This is a genomic window from Thermobifida halotolerans, from assembly GCF_003574835.2.
In the GTDB taxonomy this organism is placed as follows: domain Bacteria; phylum Actinomycetota; class Actinomycetes; order Streptosporangiales; family Streptosporangiaceae; genus Thermobifida; species Thermobifida halotolerans.
Genome location: NZ_CP063196.1, coordinates 3,231,789 through 3,250,604 on the forward strand (window position 1 = coordinate 3,231,789; position 18,816 = coordinate 3,250,604).

General features: G+C 73.1%; 15 protein-coding genes and 2 tRNA genes. 5 read left to right on the forward strand and 12 right to left on the reverse strand.

The window, feature by feature from the left end; all coding sequences use genetic code 11:
* Positions 1-44: 44 nt before the first annotated feature.
* Positions 45-446 (forward strand): PPOX class F420-dependent oxidoreductase, encoded by a 402-nt coding sequence (locus NI17_RS14470; protein WP_068688570.1) that lies wholly within the window; start codon positions 45-47, stop codon positions 444-446.
* A gap of 34 nt (positions 447-480) precedes the next feature.
* Here the strand turns inward: NI17_RS14470 and NI17_RS14475 are convergent, their stop codons facing one another.
* Positions 481-1,500, reverse strand: coding sequence for a DUF2157 domain-containing protein (locus NI17_RS14475; protein ID WP_068688569.1), 1,020 nt, complete (start codon positions 1,498-1,500; stop codon positions 481-483).
* A 265-nt stretch (positions 1,501-1,765) separates the two neighbouring features.
* Between NI17_RS14475 and NI17_RS14480 the strand changes: the two genes are divergently transcribed.
* On the forward strand, positions 1,766-2,824 hold the full coding sequence (locus NI17_RS14480) for a serine/threonine-protein kinase (protein WP_068688567.1): 1,059 nt from the start codon (positions 1,766-1,768) through the stop codon (positions 2,822-2,824).
* Positions 2,825-2,881: 57 nt separating this feature from the next.
* Here the strand turns inward: NI17_RS14480 and NI17_RS14485 are convergent.
* The 7 genes from NI17_RS14485 to NI17_RS14515 form a co-directional block, all read right to left on the reverse strand.
* Positions 2,882-2,954: transfer RNA gene (locus tag NI17_RS14485), tRNA-Lys, on the reverse strand.
* 50 nt (positions 2,955-3,004) lie between these two features.
* Positions 3,005-4,465, reverse strand: coding sequence for an MFS transporter (locus tag NI17_RS14490; RefSeq protein ID WP_068688565.1), 1,461 nt, complete (start codon positions 4,463-4,465; stop codon positions 3,005-3,007).
* A gap of 132 nt (positions 4,466-4,597) precedes the next feature.
* Entirely contained in the window at positions 4,598-6,934 is a 2,337-nt protein-coding gene (locus NI17_RS14495) for a glycosyltransferase (RefSeq protein ID WP_119267771.1), read from the reverse strand.
* The gene (locus tag NI17_RS14500) at positions 6,931-8,406 is read right to left on the reverse strand and encodes a glycosyltransferase family 29 protein (RefSeq protein ID WP_119267772.1); all 1,476 of its coding nucleotides are present in this window, start codon (positions 8,404-8,406) and stop codon (positions 6,931-6,933) included. The genes NI17_RS14495 and NI17_RS14500 overlap by 4 nt, the downstream gene beginning before the upstream one ends.
* 350 nt (positions 8,407-8,756) lie before the next feature.
* A tRNA-Lys gene (locus NI17_RS14505) sits at positions 8,757-8,829 on the reverse strand.
* Positions 8,830-8,984: 155 nt separating this feature from the next.
* Positions 8,985-9,170 carry a hypothetical protein gene (locus NI17_RS14510; RefSeq protein WP_068688561.1) on the reverse strand — a complete coding sequence of 62 codons (186 nt, stop codon included), beginning with the start codon at positions 9,168-9,170 and terminating at the stop codon, positions 8,985-8,987.
* A 107-nt stretch (positions 9,171-9,277) separates the two neighbouring features.
* A complete protein-coding gene (locus NI17_RS14515) occupies positions 9,278-10,228 on the reverse strand; it encodes an N-acetylglucosamine kinase (protein WP_119267773.1) in 951 nt (316 codons plus the stop codon).
* Positions 10,229-10,548: 320 nt separating this feature from the next.
* Between NI17_RS14515 and NI17_RS14520 the strand changes: the two genes are divergently transcribed.
* Entirely contained in the window at positions 10,549-11,493 is a 945-nt protein-coding gene (locus tag NI17_RS14520) for a MurR/RpiR family transcriptional regulator (protein ID WP_068688560.1), read from the forward strand.
* A 100-nt stretch (positions 11,494-11,593) separates the two neighbouring features.
* Positions 11,594-12,508 carry an N-acetylmuramic acid 6-phosphate etherase gene (murQ, locus tag NI17_RS14525; protein ID WP_068688558.1) on the forward strand — a complete coding sequence of 305 codons (915 nt, stop codon included), beginning with the start codon at positions 11,594-11,596 and terminating at the stop codon, positions 12,506-12,508.
* A 53-nt stretch (positions 12,509-12,561) separates the two neighbouring features.
* Here the strand turns inward: murQ and NI17_RS14530 are convergent, their stop codons facing one another.
* The 3 genes from NI17_RS14530 to NI17_RS14540 form a co-directional block, all read right to left on the reverse strand.
* Positions 12,562-13,278 (reverse strand): SanA/YdcF family protein, encoded by a 717-nt coding sequence (locus tag NI17_RS14530; protein WP_068688556.1) that lies wholly within the window; start codon positions 13,276-13,278, stop codon positions 12,562-12,564.
* Between the two features lie 50 nt (positions 13,279-13,328).
* On the reverse strand, positions 13,329-14,681 hold the full coding sequence (locus tag NI17_RS14535) for a hypothetical protein (RefSeq protein WP_119267720.1): 1,353 nt from the start codon (positions 14,679-14,681) through the stop codon (positions 13,329-13,331).
* 79 nt (positions 14,682-14,760) lie between these two features.
* A complete protein-coding gene (locus NI17_RS14540) occupies positions 14,761-15,687 on the reverse strand; it encodes an NADP-dependent oxidoreductase (RefSeq protein ID WP_068688553.1) in 927 nt (308 codons plus the stop codon).
* A 201-nt stretch (positions 15,688-15,888) separates the two neighbouring features.
* On the opposite strand from NI17_RS14540, the gene NI17_RS14545 reads away from it, so the two are divergent.
* Complete coding sequence (locus NI17_RS14545; RefSeq protein WP_068688551.1) at positions 15,889-18,066, forward strand: UvrD-helicase domain-containing protein; 2,178 nt, start codon at positions 15,889-15,891, stop codon at positions 18,064-18,066.
* Positions 18,067-18,089: 23 nt separating this feature from the next.
* Here NI17_RS14545 and NI17_RS14550 read toward each other — a convergent pair whose 3' ends face one another.
* Positions 18,090-18,761, reverse strand: coding sequence for a hypothetical protein (locus NI17_RS14550; protein WP_068688549.1), 672 nt, complete (start codon positions 18,759-18,761; stop codon positions 18,090-18,092).
* Positions 18,762-18,816 lie beyond the last annotated feature (55 nt).

Sequence of the window (18,816 nt, forward strand, 5' to 3'; positions counted from 1 at the left end):
TGCCAACCGGTTTTTGACCGGGCGGCACGAGCAGGGGAGGAAGCATGACCAGCATGGCCGTGGTGCCCGAGGACCGGATGGACATCCTCACCAAGCGCTCCTTCGCGCACGTGGCGACGTTGGGACCGCACGGGGAGCCGCAGTCGAACCCGGTGTGGTTCGAGTGGGACGGGGAGTTCGTGAAGTTCAGCCAGACCACGACCCGGCAGAAGTACCGCAACCTGAAGCGGGACAACCGGATCGCGCTGTCGGTGCACGACCCCGACGAGCCGCACCGCTACGTCGAGATCCGCGGCCGCGTCGAGAGGTTCGAACCGGACCCGGACAAGTCCTTCATCAACAAGATGTCCAAGAAGTACATCGGCCAGGACACCTACCCCTGGGGCGAGCCGGACGAGGAGCGCGTGATCGTCTACGTGCGGCCCGAGCACACCACCAAGCAGTAGGCGCACGGCCCGCGCAGCGCGCCTCCCCGCCCGTTCAGGCCGCGGGGAGGCCACCGCCGGTCGGGCCGGTCGGGCCCCGGGAGGCGTCCGCGGCCGGTCCGCCCCGGTGCAGCAGGATGCCGAGACCGCTCGCGGCCAGCAGCACCAGCCCCACGACCAGGAGCAGCAGCGCGCCGCCGATGGCGCCGTCGGTCCAGTCCCAGATCGCCTCGGGCACCGCGATGGTGATGCCGACGACCCCGGCGACGATGAGCACCCAGACCCGCCACCAGCGGTAGACCGCCAGGTACAGCACGGCGACCGCCGTGGTCAGCGCGTAGGCGAGCAGCGCGTAGCGGTCCCCGTCGAACAGCGGGGCCTGTGCGCCGAACAGCGTGAACGCCGCGCTGACGGTGAGCCCGGTGCGCTGGTTGGGCAGCCGCCGCCACAGCGCCAGCGCCCCCCACACCAGTCCGAGGGCCAGCGTGGCCAGACCGTAGGGCAGCATCTCGTTCTCGATCAGCCCCACGGCCTCCATGGCCGACCACAGCGCCCACACGCTGAAGGCCCCGCAGGACAGCAGCCCGACGGCGGTGGGTGCCGCCACGTATCCGGCGGCGGCGAGCACCAGTCCGAGCAGGGCCGGCGCGGTCAGGGTGTCGGGTTCGAGGGCCACGCCCAGCGCCATCGCCGCGGTGACCGCGGTCAGGACGAACAGGGTGCCGCCGACGCGGCGGCGGGTGTCGGGAACGGGCTCGCGGCGCAGCAGCCGCCCGCTCACCGCCGCGATTCCGCCGAGGCCCGACAGTACGGCCACCACCAGCAGCAGTCCGGCCCGCAGCAGCCGGTCCAGGTCCTCCCAGGAGGCCGCGACCAGTGCCACCGCCCCGGCGAACACCAGTCCGCCTCCGACGAAGCCGACGATCTCGGTCCACCGTGCCGACGAGCCGTCCCCCTCGGCCTCCCGCAGCGCGTCCTCGACCGCGCGGGCCTGTTCGGGGGAGAGGGTCCCCCGTGTGACCAGTGCCTGCAACGCCCTGGTCCGGGTCTCGTCCGTGGTGCGAGCGCTGACCATCGCGGCCCCTCTCAGTTCTCCGCCGATCGGCCCCGTGGCGGCGACCGGCCCCTTATCTTTACCACCCCTTTGACCGCTTGCCACCTGTGTGTGGTTCATGCGGATCGCGAAGTCCGCGCACAGGTGCGCGGAGCGCCGCCGACGCTCTAAGCTCTGTCTCCACCGCCCCGGCACACCCCAGGGACCGCACCGTGACACCGACAGCCCGCCGCGTGACCGCTGTTTCCCCCCTCCCCCGCCGTCCGTGCGCCCTCCGGAGCGCGCGGTGAGAGCGCGCGGCCCGCGCCGCCTGCGGCGGCTGCTGCCCGAGGACCCCCCGTCGATGGGGCCGTACCGGTTGATCGGACGGATCGGCTCGGGCGGGATGGGCACCGTGTACGCGGGCGTGGCCGACGGCATCGACGGCTACCTGGCGGTCAAGGTGATCCACGGCGAACACGCGGCGAACCCGGAGTTCCGCCGCAAGTTCGCCCGTGAGGCCAGGCTGATGGTGCGGGTGGACAGCCTGTGCGTGCCCCGGTTCATCCACGCCGACGTGGAGGCCGAGCGGCCGTGGCTGGTCACCGAGTTCGTCGCCGGGCCGACACTGCGCCACCACGTGGAACGGTTCGCTCCCCTGCGCGGCGGCATGCTGCTGGGGCTGGCGGCGGGAACGGTGGAGGCGCTGCGCGCCATCCACTTCGCGGGCATCGTGCACCGCGACCTCAAGCCGAGCAACGTCATCCTGTCCACGACCGGCCCCAAGGTGCTGGACTTCGGCATCGCCCAGGCCGAGGAGGACCCCACCCTGTACCTGCGGCTGCGTCGGATGCACCAGCAGGCGCGGGCGCGGGGGGTCACCCCGCCGCCGCGGCCGATGCGCCCGGGCCGCTCGCCCGCCGCCGCGCTGCGGCGCTCCCTGGCGGGCACTCCCGGCTGGATCAGCCCCGAGCAGTACCGGGGGCAGCCCGTCACCGAGCGTTCCGACGTGTTCCTGTGGGGCGCCCTCGTGGCGTTCGCGGCGGCGCGGCACGACCCGTTCGGCCACGGCTCCCCGCAGGAGCTCGCCCACCGGGTGGTGCACGAGGAGCCGGATCTGGACGGGCTGCCCCCGGGCCTGGAGCGGCTGGTACTGGCCGCCATGGCCAAGAACCCGGCCGACCGCCCGACCCCCGGTGAGCTGCTCCGCGAGGTCCTGTCGCTGGCCGGACCCGTGTCCGCGCCGGGGGCGGGTGAGCGGCAACGGGTGCGGGAGCTGCTGGAGCGTGAGTGGACGGGGGTGTCGGTCCGTCTGCCGAAGCCGCCGCGCAGGCCCCTGCGGGAATGGCTGGGGGCCGGGAGCTGAACGGGAAAGACCCCGGCGGCGTGCCGCGGAGGCGGCGTCCGACCGGGGTCTGTGCGGTGCGCCATCAGGGACTCGAACCCCAAACCCGCTGATTAAGAGTCAGCTGCTCTGCCAATTGAGCTAATGGCGCAGGCCCGAGGACCTGACGTCCTCGTGGCGACGGGGAAAACTCTACCCGATCTACGGAGTGGGCGATGCGGCCGGTTCGCCGACGGCGGTGGGCCGCTCCCGGAGGCTCCCGTCGGACCCGCGGCTTCGGCGGAGGCGCAGCAGCCAGAGCGGGATCAGGGCCGCGGCCGTCAGGGCGGCGGCCGCTCCGTAGCTCAGGGTGAAGGCCCACTCCTGCGGGTACGGGACGCCGGTCGGCGTGCCGAGGACCAGCACGGCCGCGGCGATCTGGGCGACGACCGCCATGGACACGTGCCGCACGATGGTGTTGACCCCGTTGGCGCCGCCGAGCTGGTCGAGGGAGACGGCGTCGGCGATGAGCACGGGCAGCGCCGAGTAGGTCACGCCGCCCGCCAGGCCGACCACCGCCCCGCCGACCACCAGCAGCGCGGGGGTGCCTCCGCCCACGGCGAGCAGCCCCAGCCCGAACGCGCCGGCCACCGCGCTGAGGGCCAGCGGCAGCCGGGTCCCGAACCGGGCGACGATGCGGCCGGTCACCGGTCCCGCGACGATGACCAGCACCGCTCCCGGCATGAGGAACAGTCCCGCCCGGTCCACGCCGACGCCCAGTCCCACCCCGCTGGCCTCCGGCAACTGCACCGCCTGCGGGATGAGGAAGAACAGGGTGCCCTGCCCGGCGGACACCAGGAAGGTGACCAGGTTCGCCGCCCAGACGTCGCGCTGCCGCATCACCCCCAGGTTGACGAGCGGCTGGGCGACCCGGCTCTCCACCGCGAGCAGCAGTGTGAACGCCGCCGCTCCGGCGGCGAGCAGACCGAGTGTCCACGGTCCGGTCCAGCCCCACTCCTCGGCCCTGCTGACCGCGACGAGCGGCCCGCCCAGGGCCGCGCTGAGCAGGACCGCGCCCAGCCAGTCGACGCCTCCTGCCCGCCCGCCCCGGTCGGAGGGGACCAGGAGCACGACGGCGAGCAGCGACAGCAGCGCCACCGCGGCGGTGGCCCCGAACAGGCCCCGGTGGCCGAAGCTTCCGGCGACCAGGCCGCCCAGGGGCAGGCCCAGCGCCCCGCCGACGCCGAACATGGAGCTGATCATCCCCGTGCCCAGTGCGGCGCGGTCGCGCGGCAGGTGGGCGCCCAGGATGGCGTAGGCCAACGGGAACACCCCTCCCGCGGCGCCCATGACCACCCGGCCCGCGACGATCGGCGCCAGGGACTCCCCCAGCGCCGCGAGCACGGCGCCGACCACGAAGACCACCAGCACCGCGCAGAGCACCCTCTTGCGGCCGAACAGGTCGCCCAGTCGCCCCGCGAGCACCGTGAGCCCGGCCGAGGAGACGAAGAACCCGGTGACCAGCCAGGCGACCTGGCTGGGGCTGCTTGCCGTGGTCTCCTGGACGTACGGCACGACCGGAACGATCGTGGTCTGCGCGGTGGCGTAGGCGAACGCGGCGAGGACCAGCGGCGCGATGACCCGGACCGGTGGGACGGGGGACTCTCCGGACGGTCGCGCCATACATCTCTCCTACTGACTGGTAAGCCAGAACTCAGACATCCAATCACAGGACGATATAGGGTCCGCCTTTCCCCGCGGTCGCCCGGGTGTGCGGTTTCCCGTGCTCACGGGCACGGGAAACCGCACGTCCGCTCAGAGTGCGAGGCCCAGCGGCTCCCGCAGGCGCTCCAGGTTGTTCTGGGTGATCGTCCAGAGCTTCTGCTGGCACTTGGCCACGTCGTCGACCATCGCCCGGTGGTCGTCGAGCACGGCCGTCGCGCGCTCGGTCAGCACCGCGCCCAGACGGCGGTCGTGGATCGACACCCCCCAGTCGGGACGCCCGATGTCGTCGAGGAAGTAGGCGAGCTTGGGATGCGAGATCAGGCTGATGATGGGGGTGCCGCAGCCGAAGGGGATCATCCCCGCGTGCCCGCGCATGCCGACGACCAGGCGGCAGTCGGTGTAGGCGGCCCAGATCTCGGCGTTGGACATGTCGTACATCGGCACCACGGGCAGCGAGATCCCGTGCTCGCGCCGCAGGTCGAACACGAACTTCTCGTCGCTGGCGATGTGCGCGGCGTAGCGCACGTCGGCGCGCTCGCGCAGCGCGGTGACGGCGTCGGCCATCTCCTTCAGGAAGTGGCCGTAGTCGTGCCCGAAGCGCAGCCCGGAGCGGTCGTAGGCGCAGTTGAGGAGGACGGTCTCGGCGCGTTCGACGGGCTCCTGCCATCCGGCGACCAGGTTGCGGGCGACCGTGGTCGGGCAGGGCTGGTAGACCACCCGCTCGGCCAGGTCGGCCGGGAGCAGCGCCCGGACCCGTTCGATCGACCCGTGGTTGCGCAGCCCGAAGAAGACCGACCCGCGCACCAGCAGGCGCAGGCTCTCCACGAAGCGCCGGTGGGCGTAGCTCTGCCCGTCGAAGACGTTGTAGCCCACGGCGAACACCACGACGGGGACGGTGATCCGCTCCAGCGTCTCGTCGGGCACGTTCCACTGCCAGCGGCTGTTGCCGTTGGGCGAGGTGTCGGGGATGAACAGGCCCCCGCCCCCGATCACCAGTCCCCGGCGGGCGTTGACCTCCTCCAGCAGCGGCTCGTCGAAGAGCCGGTGGGCGTGCACCGAGTGCCAGCGCCGGGGGGAGGCGTCGGCGTCGAAGACCAGCCGCACCGACTCGGGCAGCACCTTGTCGCCCGCGTTGCCCTGGTCGTCCATGTAGAACGCCACGTGCGCGAGCTGTTCGGCGGGGTCCGCCCCGGGTGCGGTCCGGCGCTCCTCGGCCCGGGCCCGCCGCAGCAGCAGTCCGCTCTTGCGGTCGGTGGGATCGGCGTCCAGACCCGCGCGGGCGTAGGCGACCTGGTGCTGCCGGTCCCCCCTGATCCAGGCGCACTCGGCGAGCAGCCCGAAGGCGCTCGCGGCGACCGCGGGGTCCTGGGTGGCCAGCAGCAGCCGGGCCTCGGCCTCGTCGTAGCGCGACACCGCCATCAGGGCGCGGCCCAGGGCCAGGTTGTGACGCGGGTCGAGCACCCCCTTCGGGTCGCGGACCCGCAGCAGGACGTCCACGGCCTCGTCGTAGCGGCCCATGGAGTGCAGCGCGGTCCCCGTGGCGAGCAGCGTCGCGGAATCGGCGCCGCACTCCTCCACCAGCCGCGTCCCGTAGTGCACCACCAGTTCGGGGTGCTTGTCTCCGGGCAGCGCGCAGAAGGCCCGGTACAGCTCCCGGTCGTCCAGGTCGTAGCGCCGCCACACCTCCTCGGCCCGCTCGTAGCCGACCTCGCCGCCGTTCCAGGGCTTGTGCCGTCCGGTGAAGTGGAGGACGACGACGTCGTCGGGGACGGGCAGGTCGCCCTCCAGGCGCCGCTTGACGAAGTTGAAGCGGCTGTCGAGGCGGACGAAGTCGCCGTCGAGCACGGCGTTGAGCACACCCTGGTCGTGCTTTTCCACGTCGTAGTCGCCCGAGCGGCCGACCTCGTCGAGGCGGGCGGCGAACTCCCCGGTCAGGTACTCGCGGTTGACGACCAGCAGGCCGCTGTTGAGCCGACCGGCCCCGCCCTCGGGGAAGAACTGCTCGACCGCGCCGATGCCCTCGCGCAGCTCCAGCAACTCCCCCAGGTCGCCCAGGACCACCATGTCGGTGTCGAGGGCGATGACGGTGTCGTAGTCGGACATCCGGAAGACGTCCAGGACGAAGTAGGCCTTGCGTACCAGGTAGCTGCCTTGGTCGCCCTTGACGTAGTCGTCGTAGCGGGCGGGGTCGACCCGCCGCAGCACGATCCGGGGGTACAGCCGCCGGATCGCCGAGACCGCCGCGGGACCGAGGTCGTCGTAGAGGACCACGAAGTCCGGGCAGGTCCGCGGGTTGTTCAGCACCAGGCTGCGCAGCAGGGTCAGGAAGCCGGGCAGGTAGTTGTCGTCCACGTAGGAGGCGAAGGCGACGCGCCGCTTTCCCGTGGCCGTCGTGGGGCCGGTCGCCGTGGTCGTCGGGGCGCTCATCGCAGCGAGATCCTCATGTCGGTCGTCCTCCTGGCGTGGGCCATGACCCACTCCTTCTCGTACCGGTAGGCGTGCACCGGGGTGATCGGCAGTTTCATGGCCGCCGGCAGCCGGTAGGCGCCCGTCTCGTAGAAGTCGAACCCGATCAGGTCGATCTTCGGACTGACGTCGAGGAAGTCGAGGAGACGGAGCATGTTGAAGCCGGTGGTCGGGATGTTCGGGGCCTCGGGGTCCGCGACCAGCGCGCGGTCGACGACCGGCCAGCGCAGGCTGCGGTCCCCCACGTACCGCTGCGCGCCCGGCACCAGTTTCCGGATCGACTGCTGCCAGGTGTGCTGCAGGCCGCCGAAGACGAGCCGGACCGTGACGGGCTCGCCCCAGTTGAAGGCGTGCTTGTGGATGGAGGCGTGGATGTCGGTGCGGGCGCCCGTGACCGGTTCGTCGATGACGTAGGAGTTGAACCGCACGACGAGGTCGTAGGAGTCGATCTCGGCGCCCATCGGGCACTGGCGCAGCCGGGCGGAGTTGGCGACCAGGCAGACGCTCCTGCCCTCGATGAGGTTCCGGAAGTCGCTGACCCCGATGACCCGGGTGCCGCCCAGCTCGGGGTCGGGCATCGGCGGGGTGCGGGTGGCGCGCAGGTAGTCGGTGACCGCCTCCACCAGCGCCCTCGACCCCGCCAACCGGTCGGGCTCCGCGGCGGCGAGGACGCCGACGTAGTCGCTCAGGGCGGCGCGCGTGTCGGCCTCCGGGCGCCCCTGGTCGATCAGCCGCAGCAGGGCGCGGGCCAGTCTCGGCCGGGCCTCGGACCACCGGCCCCGGTCCCGCAGGTCGAGTCCGGCGGCCCACTCCTCCTCGACCGGGACGTCGGTGTCGGTGTCCCCCGCCTGTTCGCGCAGCAGGTCGGCGCAGCGCCGCAGCAGCTCCCCCCGGCCGCGCAGCGCCGCCACGTGCGCTCCGACTCCTTGGTCGTCGCTGGTGACGAGGTTCAGGTACTCCTGGTGCGCCTCGACCGCGCCCTCGACGTCCCCCCGGGCCTCCAGGATGCGGGCGCGCAGCCGCCACCCGGCGCGGGACCTGGATCTGGCGACCAGGACCGCGTCGCAGGCGCACATGCCGAGCTCCGGCAGTCCGGCCCTGAGCGCCTGGTCCCCGGCGCGCAGGACGGCGTCCAGCAGCTTCGGGTCGACCTCGGTCCACGGCTGCCGCTCCTCGTACAGCGCGCGTGCCCGTTCCGGGTCGGCCAGCATCGCGGTGACCCGCTCCACCAGGGCACTGGTCGCCTCCCGCAGCCGGAGCAGGGCGGGATCCCGCCCGCTCTCGACCCTGCGGCTGTGGTCGACGAACCGGTGCACGCAGCCCAGCAGCGCCTCCAGCGCCGCGGACGCGTCCTGCCCGCCCGGGCCCTCCTGGCGTGCTGCGCCGGGACGGCCCGCGATCTGTCTGAGCCAGCCGGTGCGGTGCTTGAACATGGTCCTCCCGAGCAGACGTGTCCTTGTGCCGGAGACAGCCGCGGCCCCGCGCGGACCGCGGCGCTCTCCACGGGGCAACTGGGCCGCGGGGCGGCGTTCCCGGCTCTCCCGGTCTCGGCGGTGCCGCGCGCGACTGCCGGCGTGCGCTCCCGGGCCTCCGCGGGGATTCGCGGCCGAGGGGGAAGGACCATTGATCCAGGGCGGGATGGCGTTCAGGTGTACCGGTGGCGAAGAGCAGACCAACACCGTCCGTCATCCGCTCCTCTCCCACGGCAGAGGCGTCTCGGAACAACAAAAACCCCGGTGCCGAGGCTCGTGGTGAGCCTGCACACCGGGGGGAGTGGATCGGGTGCGCCATCAGGGACTCGAACCCCGAACCCGCTGATTAAGAGTCAGCTGCTCTGCCAATTGAGCTAATGGCGCCTGCCGCGTGGGCTGTCTCGGAGCGGCGGCCGAACCGCTCCGACTCCGGTAACTCTAGCAGGCCCCAGGCCTGCCCGCGAACGGATTCGCCCCGTCCGCCGTCGGGTGCCCGCCTCGGAAGACGGGCACCCGGCAGGACCCACGGGGGGCGGCGGTCATGACCATGTCAGGACCACGGTGAGGATGATGGCGATCGCCACGACCACGCCGACGCCGACAAGGACGTAGGGCAGGACGGGGCGCCGGGGCTCGGCCTCGGTCTCCCTGTTCTCGACGACGAACCGCTGGAAGCTCTGGGTCGAGCCAGCCGGGTCGGTCTGCTGTTCCTCGTTGTGTGACATGAGTCAGACCATAGCGACTCCTGACGGGTGCTTGGCGCGTCCGGCGTGGGTTTTCGGACGTTTCCCACCGTCAGAGGCGTGGTTTTCCCGGCGAGTACGGGGCCGCCTCAGCCGCCGCGGGCCCGGCTGATCAGCTCCTCGTGCACCCGGCTCGGGCGTCCGGCCCGGCGCAGCGCCAGGGCGGCGGCCCCGTACTCGCCGGAGACGGCGACAACCGGACGCACCCCGTAGCGGGCGACGAGCGCCTCGCGCACCCGTTCGGCCACGGGCCCGCCCCGCAGCACCGCCCCCGCCAGTACCAGCGGCGGCCGGACCGGTTCGGCGACCACCGCGGCCAGACTCCCCAGCAGTCGCGCCGCCGCGTCGGCCACGATCTCCGTGGCGGCCCTGTCGCCGCCCTCCGCCGCGTCGCACACCCGGGGCGCCAGGGAGCCGAGTTCGGCCGGGGCCACGGTGTAGGCCGCGCCGATGAGCGCCTGCTGGTTGCCCGCCGGAACTCCGAGAGCGACCGCCAGACTCTCGGTGAGAACCGTGTCACATCCGCGTCCGTCCAGAGCGGCCAGCGCGGCCCGCAACCCGGCGATCCCGATCCACACGGCCGAGCCCTCGTCGCCCAGCAGCCAGCCGTATCCGTCGCAGCGGCGCTCGATCCGGCCGTCGCGCACCGCCGCGGCCACCGCGCCGGTGCCCGCGATGAGAACCGCGCCGCTCGTCTGCGCGGTACCGGACGCGAACGCCACCACGATGTCGTCACCGACCTCGGGCAGGCCGGGGAGCCCCAGACCGCGCCAGGCCCGTCGCACGGTCTCCTCGGTGCGCGCCAGTCCCGCCGCGCCCGCTCCGGCCACCCCGAACACCGCGCCCACGACGCTGACCGGTCCCGCCGCGCGCAGCGACGTGGCCACCACGTCCACGAAGGACGCGGCGGGGTCGGCGCTGGAACGCTGGTTGGCCCCGCCCGCACGTCCGTGGCCGCGGACACTGCCGTCGAGGCCGACCACGAGGCAGCGGGTGTGCGTGCCGCCCGCGTCCACTCCGAGGACGACTTCCTCTTCCATGCCCCGCAACCTTACAGACGGCCGCCCTCCCACCCCCGCGACGCTCCGCGGCGCCCGCCGACCGCGTTCTTCCGCCGGACCGGACCGGTGCGGAGCGGGACATTTTGTCACCGAACACGTACCCTTCTTCTCCCCAGTCACTGTTGTCCGATTCTTTCCCTGCTGAGACGGGCAACCGGGGGTAGGGGCGACCTTGAGGCGCCCGCCGTCCTGTGCACGATCAGGGCGACCGCCCGATCACACTTATGTAGCGACCAAAACCGACCTTTGCTCCCTTACACCCATTGACGGGAGCTCTCGGAAGAAAGAAACTTTCCAACATGGACCAGACAGCGAAGAGAAGCGACAGCAACGGGCACTCCTCCCACGGAGACGGGTCCACGCCCAGCACGGTGCTGAAGATCCGCTCACTGCTGCCTTCGCTGGCGCCCGCTGAGCAACGTGTCGCCCAGCGGATCATCGACGACCCCGAACGGGTGGCGGCCTCCTCCATCACCCAACTGGCGAGGGACTGCGACACCTCAGAGGCCACCGTCATCCGGTTCTGCCGCACCATCGACTTCGCCGGCTACCGGGACCTGCGGCTGAGGCTGGCCGCCGAGGCGGGCCAGGCCCGGGGCGCGCGCGGCGGCACCCAGGAGATGACCGGCGACATCAACCCCGACGACACCCTGGTGACCGTCGTCCAGAAGATCGCCTTCGCCGACGCCCGCGCGGTGGAGGACACCGGCTCCCAACTCGACGTGGACACCCTCCAGCACGTCATCGAGATCCTCGCCGGAGCACGCCGCATCGACGTCTACGGCGTCGGCGCGAGCGCCTTCGTCGCCGCGGACTTCCAGCAGAAGCTGCACCGCATCGGCATGATCTCCCACGCATGGACCGACGCCCACTCCATGCTGACCAGCGCGGCGGTACTCCGCTCCGGCGACGTGGCCGTGGGGATCTCCCACAGCGGTTCCACCAGCGACACCGTCAACGCACTCGCCGAGGCGCGCCGCAAGGGCGCCTCCACCGTGGCGATCACCAACTTCCCCCGCTCGGCCATCAGCGAGGCCAGCGACCACATCCTCACCACCGCGGCCCGCGAGACCACCTTCCGTTCCGGCGCGACCGCCAGCCGTCTGGCCCAGTTGACGGTCATCGACTGCGTGTTCGTCGGACTCGCCCAACTGCGCTACACCGACACTCGCGCGGCGCTGGAGTCCACCTACGAGGCGGTGCGTGGACTGCGCGTCTCGCGCGAGGACCGGCGCAGATCCTAGGAGGTCCGACGTGCCCCGCCGGGGAAGGCCAGAGCAGCACGGACACGAGACAGCGGTAGGCGGTGACCGGAGCACGGTCGCCACCGGCGAAGGAGACGAGATGCGAACCGCACCGACAGAGATCGTGCGTGTGCCCACCGAGGCGCGCAACAGCGGCACCAACGACATCGACCTGCTGCCCACCGTGGACATACTGCGTCTGATCAACGCCGAGGACGTGACCGTGCCGCACGCCGTGGCGGCGGTCCTCCCCCAGCTCGCCAAGGCCGTCGACCTCGGTGTGGAGGCGCTGCGCGGCGGCGGCCGGGTGCACTACTTCGGAGCGGGCACCTCCGGCCGCCTCGCCACGATGGACGCCGCCGAGCTGCCGCCGACCTTCGGCGTCGCCAGCGACCGGGTGGTCGCCCACCACGCGGGCGGTCCCACCGCACTCGTGCACGCCCGTGAGGGGGTCGAGGACGACTTCGCCGGAGGGCGCGCCGACGCGGCCACCGTCACCGCAGCCGACCTGGTCATGGGCCTGACCGCGAGCGGACGCACCCCCTACGTGGCCGGCGCCCTGCAGCGCGCCCGCGAGGTGGGCGCGCGCAGTGTGCTGGTCAGCGCCGACCCCCGTTCCGCGCTCGCCGCCGACGTGGACGTGCACGTGGGCGTGGACACCGGCGCCGAGGTGATCGCGGGGTCCACCCGGATGAAGGCGGGAACCGCGCAGAAGCTCGTGCTGAACGCCTTCTCCACCGCGGTCATGGTGCGCCTGGGCTACACCTACTCCAACCTGATGGTCGGCGTGGTGGCCACCAACGCCAAACTGCGCGGACGCATGGTCACCATCCTCACCGAGGCCACCGGGCTGTCCGAGGAGGTCTGCGCCGAGGCCCTGGGCCGCGCCGACGGCGACACCCGCATCGCCCTGGTCTGCCTCCTCACCGGCGCGGAGGTGCCGACCGCGGCCGACGCGCTGCACGCCGCGCACGGATCGGTGCGCGCGGCCCTGCGGCAGCTCACGCGGCCGTGAGTCCGCGCCGCCGTCGCGGGGGCGGGATGGCCCGCCCCCGCGGGGCGGCCGCGTCACTCGGGACGCTCGGCCGCCAGCGCCTCGTCCACGCCCGTCTCGTAGGGGCCGAGGAAGGTCGGCTCCGGACGCAGCAGCATGTCGAAGAGCGCCTTGACCGCGGCGGGCACCTCGCGCACGTGCCCGTACAGCATGGCCGGAGCGCGGTCGTCCCACGCCGGGTCGCCGACGCCGACCGCGTCCAGCCCGGCCGTCCGGCACAGCGCCACCGCCCGGGGCAGGTGGAAGGTCTGGGTGACGACGGTGGCCGCCTCCACCCCGAAGACCTCGCGGGCCCGTACACACGACTCCCATGTGCTGAACCCCGCGTAGTCGCGCGCGATCTTCACCTCGGGCACCCCCGCGGCGACGAGGTAGCCGTACATCGTGTCGGTCTCGTTGTAGTGCTCCCGGCTGTTGTCCCCGCTGACCAGCAGCGCCTCGACCCGCCCCGAGCGGTACAGCTCGACGGCCAACTCCAGGCGGCGCTCCAGCAGCCGGGTGGGCTCCCCCTCGGGGGTGACCCCGGCCCCCAGCACCAGCGCGACCGGCCGCTCGGGGATCCGCGCCAACGGGTGCCGGTGCTCCGCCGTCGCCGCGTACAGCCAGCCGACCGGGGCGAACGCCGCCACCGCCAGCAGCCCCGCGGCGAGCCCCGCCCGCCGCCACCGCCGCCCGGTCCGTCCCCGGCGGCCGGATCCGCCCTGTTTCCCGTCCGAAGTCGAAGTCGTCACACCCGGTCAGACGAACCGACCGGCCGCGGTGTTCCGGACACGGGCCGCGCCTACCGGTTCCCGCCGAACAGCCGGCCGAGCAGTCCCGCGCCCCCCGCCTCCGGAAGCTGCGGCGACGGCGTGGCGCGCGGAGCCTCGTCCGGCAGTCCCACGAGGGAGCGCAGCGCCGCCCGCTTCCCGGGGAGTCCCCAGGCGGTCAGCACCTCGGCGAGTCCGCTGCCGTCCCAGCCCCCGCCGTCGACCTCCGCGACGGCGGTCAGCACGTTGCGCTGCTCCTGGTCGCAGCCGCCGAAGTCGACCGGCCCGGCGGGCCGCTCCCCGGTCGGCCGGGGGCCGAAGACCGATTCCAGGGCGTCGGCGACGACGATCCCCCAGCCGTCCGGCCCCGTGTAGGCGAGGACCCGCCGCAGCCGCTCGGTCCTGGCCGCGCGGAGCTCCTCGTCGTCGACCGCGCCGACCGCCAGCATGCCCAGATGCGCCGGTTCGACCGCCCCCGACTGCGGCAGGCACGTGGCGAAGTGGTCCTCCCAGTACTCGACGTCGAGGAGGCGGGCCACCGCCTGCTCCGGGACGGCCGGGCCGTGGACGAGGCCCAGCGCCAGGGCCGCGGCGAACACCAGGTCGTCGTCGGCGTCGTTGAGGAGCTGTCCCAGGTGCACGGTCACGGTGGCGTCGGCCGGATCGGCGAGCATCCCCAGCGCCCACACCTCCGCGGGCAGCGGACGCAGGTCGGGGTCGGCCTGGCGGGGGTCGCCCGCGTTCAGCAGGGCGGGCACGATCCGCTCGGCCTCCTCCGGATACCAGGCGAGGATGTAGGCGGCCCACTCGGCCACCGACTCCCCGCCCCGGTTGGCCCTGCCCTCCAGCACGCCCAGCAGGACGTCCAGCCGGTCGCGGACCGCCTCGTAGGCGGCGAGCTCGGCGGCCACGACGGCCGTGCCGTTGTCGTGTCCGAGCGCCCGGAGCCGACCGGTGATGCGGCGGCGCTCCTGTTCGTCGGGGGCCTCGGCCAGCCATCCGGCGTACTGGTCGCGCGCCGTCCCCGCGTCGGCTCCCGACACCCACGCGACCTCGTCGCGCCACAGCGCGAGATCCCGCCGGTCCGGCAGGTGGTCTGCCATGGCGGGTACGGCCAGCTCCTGTACCAGGTTGAGCACCTGGTGCCGACCGGGCACTCCCTGCTCGACCAGGTTCAGCAGGAACTCCACCGCCCGGGGAGCCGCCGCGTAGCCCGGTCCGGGGTAGGCGAGGATCTCGTGCAGCGCCACCAGGGACGCCTCCTGCTCCACGCCGCGCACCCCGCGCAGCAGACCGGGAATCTCCTTCCCGCGTTCGGGGGCGAGCGCACCCCAGTCGACGTCGTCCAGGCCGTGCAGCGGGTCAGCTCCGCGGTTGCCGTTCATACCCGCGATTATGTCGCGTTCGCGCGGCGGCCCGCTCCCTCCGGCCGCGCGGCCCCTCCCGACCCGGCGGGCACGGCGCTCACTCCGCCTCGACCACGATCTTGCCCCGGGTGTGGCCCTGCTCGGCGAGCCGGTAGGCGTCGGCGGCCTGCTCCAGCGGGAACACCTCGGCGACCTCGACGGTGACCTTTCCCTCCTCGACCAGTCCCACCAGCGCGGCCAGGTCCTCCGGGTCGGGGCGGACGAAGAGGTACCGGCCGCCGTACTCGGTGACCCCGGGGTCCACGACGGACACCAGTCGCACGCCGGGAGCGGACACCTCGGGCGTCACCGCGAGCGCCTCGCCGCCCACCAGGTCGAGGATCACGCTCACCCCGCCGGGGGCGATCCCGCGCACCCGCTCGGCCAGCCCGTCCCCGTAGGCCACGGGTTCGGCTCCCAAAGAGCGCAGGTAGTCGTGGTTGGGCGGTGAGGCGGTGCCGATGACGCGGGCGCCGTGCGCCACCGCGACCTGCGTCGCCAGCGATCCCACTCCTCCGGAGGCGGCGTGGACCAGCACCGTGTCGCCCTCGCCCACCCGCAGGACACGCACCAGCGACTGGTAGGCGGTGAGCCCCGCCAGCGGCAGTCCCGCGGCCTGCGTCCACGACAGGTTGGCGGGCTTGCGGGCGAGCGTGCGCACCGGCGCGGCCACCTGCTGGGCGAACGTGCCGCGCCGCACCACGTCCTCGCGGACGTAGCCGATGACCTCGTCGCCCACGGAGAACTCCGGAACCGCGACCCCTGGCCGCTCCACGACCCCCGCGACGTCCCACCCGGGGATCACCGGGAAGAAGACGTCCACGAGCTCGTCCATGTACCCCTCCCGGATCTTCCAGTCCACCGGGTTGACCGCGGCGGCCCTGACCCGGACCAGCACCGAGTCGGGTCCCACCTTGGGCTCGGGGACGTCGGCGGTCCTCAGCAGTTCGGGTCCCCCGTAGGAGTCGTAGACGACGGCCCTCATTCTCGCTCCCCTCTCGCAGGTCACCGCTCCTCGCGCCGCCGCTACCCGCGATCGGCGCCTTCGCACCCGCATTCCGCCCGAAGCGGCCGCAACCGGCTCTGTCTGTCATCACCCGCTGCTAATGATCAAAAGCGCACGCAGGTGGGAACGATGACCATGCGGGTCCCTCCCGCGAACGCGCACACCGGGTGAAGGAGGCTCATGCCGCGGCTTGCCATCGACGCGACGTGCCTTCCGCAGTACGACAAGCTGGACCGGCCCACCCGGGAGCGGTTGGCCGCGATCACCCGCAAGTTCCGGGAGCTGCCGCTGCCCGCGCTGCTGGCCCACCCCGACCTGCGCATCCGGGCGCTTCCCGAGGGCCAGGACCCGCGCGTCCGCACGTTCCGCATCAGCGACTCCTGGACGGGGGTGATGCTGGCGCCCGAGTCCGGCGAGACGTTCCTGCTGGTGCACCTGCTGCCGCGGGAGAACGCCGAGAAGTGGGCGGCCGACCAGCGCCACGACGTCAACACGGTGATGGGCACCCTGGAGCGGCGCGACGCCAGCGCTCTGGAGGAGCGCACCGGCCGCGCCGACCCGCTTCCCGCCCCCGAACCCGAACCCGAACCCGCGTCCGTCCCCGCTCCGGCCGCCGACCCCTCCCTGTTCTCCGACGTCGGCGACGAGGCGCTGCGCCAACTCGGCGTGGACGACGAGATCGTCCGGTTCAGCCGCACCCTGACCACCCGCGCCGAACTCGCCGACTGGGGACCGGCCATCCCGCAGGACCAGTTCGAGGTGCTGCTCCACCTGGCCGAGGGCACGCCCGTGGACCAGGTGATGCGCGAGGTCGTGCAGCCGCGCCGCGCGGTGTCGGGCGGCCCGGTCGCTCCCGACGACTACGACACCGCCATCCGCAACACCCGGCACCGGGTCATGCTGGTCGACGACGACGATGACATCGAGGAGGTGCTCAGCCGCGGGTTCGACGCCTGGCGGGTGTTCCTGCACCCCACCCAGCGCGCACTGGCCTACCGGCCGGTGTTCAACGGTCCGGCGCTGGTGTACGGCGGCCCGGGCACCGGCAAGACCGTGGTGGCGCTGCACCGGGTCAAGCACCTGGCGGAGAACCTGCCGCTAGGGGGCCGGGTGCTGCTGACCAGTTTCACCAACGCCCTGGTGGAGTCGGTCCGACGGGACCTGGCGCTGCTGCTCGACGAGGAGCTGCGCGCCGACGTGGACGTGATCACCGCCGACAAGCTCGCGTTGACCGTGGTGCGCGAGGAGTGGCCCGACGTGGGGCTGCGCCGCGACTCCGACGCGCGCGGCATGTTCGCCAACGTCGTCCGCAAGCACGGACTGCCCTGGTCCGCCGACTTCGTGTTCCACGAGTACCGGCACGTGGTGATGGCGCAGGGCATCACCACCGTCGACGGCTACCTCGACCCCGACGCGCGGCGCGGCCGCTCCACGCCGCTCACCGTGGAGCAGCGGCGCGAGATCTGGAACGCCATCTCCGTGGCGCGCGCCTGGATGCGGCGCACCAAGCAGTTGCCGACGCTGGAGTTGCACGCGGCGGCCACCCGCATCCTCGACGGCCGGTCGGACAGGCCGTACACCAACATCGTCGTCGACGAGGCCCAGGACCTGCATCCGGCACAGTGGCGGACGCTGCGCGCGGCGGTGGCGCCCGGCCCCAACGACATGTTCATCGCGGGCGACAACCGGCAGCGCATCTACGACAACACCGTCTCCTTCAGGCAGTTGGGCATCAACGTCGTGGGCCGGTCGCATCCGCTGCGGGTGAACTACCGCACCACCACCGAGATCCTGACCTGGGCCGAGCAGATCATGCGCGGCCAGCGGACCGCCGAACCGGGCGCGGGCACCCCGGAGCCGCCCGGCTCCACCCGGTCCCTGCTGCGCGGCAACCCGCCGGTGCTGTACGGGGCGCCCGACGCCGCCGCCGAACTGGCGGCCCTGGCCGAGCAGGTCCGTTCCTGGCTGTCCGGCGGGATCGCGCCGGGCGACATCTGCGTGACGGCGCGCACCCGCCGGGGCGTCACCGAGGTCGTCAGCGCGCTGCGCGCCCACGGACTGCCCGCCTCCCGCTTCAACCCGCAGCAGCACACCGTGGACGACTCGGCGGACACGGTCCGGGTCACCACCATGCACGGGGTCAAGGGGTTGGAGTTCCGCGCCGTCGCCGTGTCCGGGGTGACCGCCACCGCCCTGCCGCTGATGGAGGGCGTCACCAGTCCCGATCTGGACGAGAACCAGCACCGTTCGGACCTGGCCGCGCAGCGCAGTCTGCTGTACGTGGCGTGCACCCGGGCGAGGGAGGCGCTGTACGTGAGCTGGCACGGCGAGCCCAGTCCGTTCCTGCCGCCGGACTGAGGCGGCCGCGCGAGGGTGCGGGCTCAGCCGCCCACGCCGACGCTGTTGTCCGGCGCGCCGTCGCCGTGTTCGGGCAGGTCTCCGCGTTCCACCGGGCTCTCGGGGCCTCCCGGGGCCTCGACGGCTCCGCCGGTGGGTTCCTCCCCGTCCGTCGGCTGTGCCGGGGCGGCTCCGGCCGCGGCCGAGGCGAGGGCGTCGCGGTCGACGCTGTCGCGGTCGGCGTCGAGCCGGACGACGTGGTCGCCGTGGACGACGACGTACTCGTGCCGGTCGCCGCTGGTCCGGTACCAGCCGTTGGCGTCCTGCTCGCAGGTGACCGCGGAGTCCGCCGCCGCGACGCCGCCGTTGACGGTCGGCAGCCGGACGCAGTCCTCCTCACCCGTGACCGTGCCACGGGTGACGGTCAGCCACACGATGTCGCCGCCGGAGGTGTAGGCGGCCTGGTAGCCGTCCTCGCCGTAGACCCCCGCGGACTGCTCGGCCAGAGCATGTCCGGGCAACTGGACGCTGTAGATCAGTTCGGGTGCGGCGCCCTGCGCCGCGGCCCCCTCGCGCACCCCGGCGGGCAGTTCCGGGGCGCCTCCCGCCCCCTCCTCCTGGCTGGCGGCCCCACCGGAGCCCTCGACTGCCTGCCCGCACCCGGCGAGCAGCACCACCAACGCGGAAGCGCCCGCGTACCCGAAGATCCGTCTCATCCGTCCACGGTGCCATCCCGGCCGCGCCTCCGGCCAGAGGCCACGGCAGGCCGAT

Bases quoted from the DNA above. Each gene is read 5' to 3' on its own strand.
- NI17_RS14470 (WP_068688570.1), top strand. From the start codon at position 45: ATGACCAGCATGGCCGTGGTGCCCGAGGACCGGATGGACATCCTCACC.
- NI17_RS14475 (WP_068688569.1), bottom strand. From the start codon at position 1,500: ATGGTCAGCGCTCGCACCACGGACGAGACCCGGACCAGGGCGTTGCAG.
- NI17_RS14490 (WP_068688565.1), bottom strand. From the start codon at position 4,465: ATGGCGCGACCGTCCGGAGAGTCCCCCGTCCCACCGGTCCGGGTCATC.
- NI17_RS14495 (WP_119267771.1), bottom strand. From the start codon at position 6,934: ATGAGCGCCCCGACGACCACGGCGACCGGCCCCACGACGGCCACGGGA.
- NI17_RS14500 (WP_119267772.1), bottom strand. From the start codon at position 8,406: ATGTTCAAGCACCGCACCGGCTGGCTCAGACAGATCGCGGGCCGTCCC.
- NI17_RS14510 (WP_068688561.1), bottom strand. From the start codon at position 9,170: ATGTCACACAACGAGGAACAGCAGACCGACCCGGCTGGCTCGACCCAG.
- NI17_RS14515 (WP_119267773.1), bottom strand. From the start codon at position 10,228: ATGGAAGAGGAAGTCGTCCTCGGAGTGGACGCGGGCGGCACGCACACC.
- NI17_RS14520 (WP_068688560.1), top strand. From the start codon at position 10,549: ATGGACCAGACAGCGAAGAGAAGCGACAGCAACGGGCACTCCTCCCAC.
- murQ (WP_068688558.1), top strand. From the start codon at position 11,594: ATGCGAACCGCACCGACAGAGATCGTGCGTGTGCCCACCGAGGCGCGC.
- NI17_RS14535 (WP_119267720.1), bottom strand. From the start codon at position 14,681: ATGAACGGCAACCGCGGAGCTGACCCGCTGCACGGCCTGGACGACGTC.
- NI17_RS14540 (WP_068688553.1), bottom strand. From the start codon at position 15,687: ATGAGGGCCGTCGTCTACGACTCCTACGGGGGACCCGAACTGCTGAGG.
- NI17_RS14545 (WP_068688551.1), top strand. From the start codon at position 15,889: ATGCCGCGGCTTGCCATCGACGCGACGTGCCTTCCGCAGTACGACAAG.
- NI17_RS14550 (WP_068688549.1), bottom strand. From the start codon at position 18,761: ATGAGACGGATCTTCGGGTACGCGGGCGCTTCCGCGTTGGTGGTGCTG.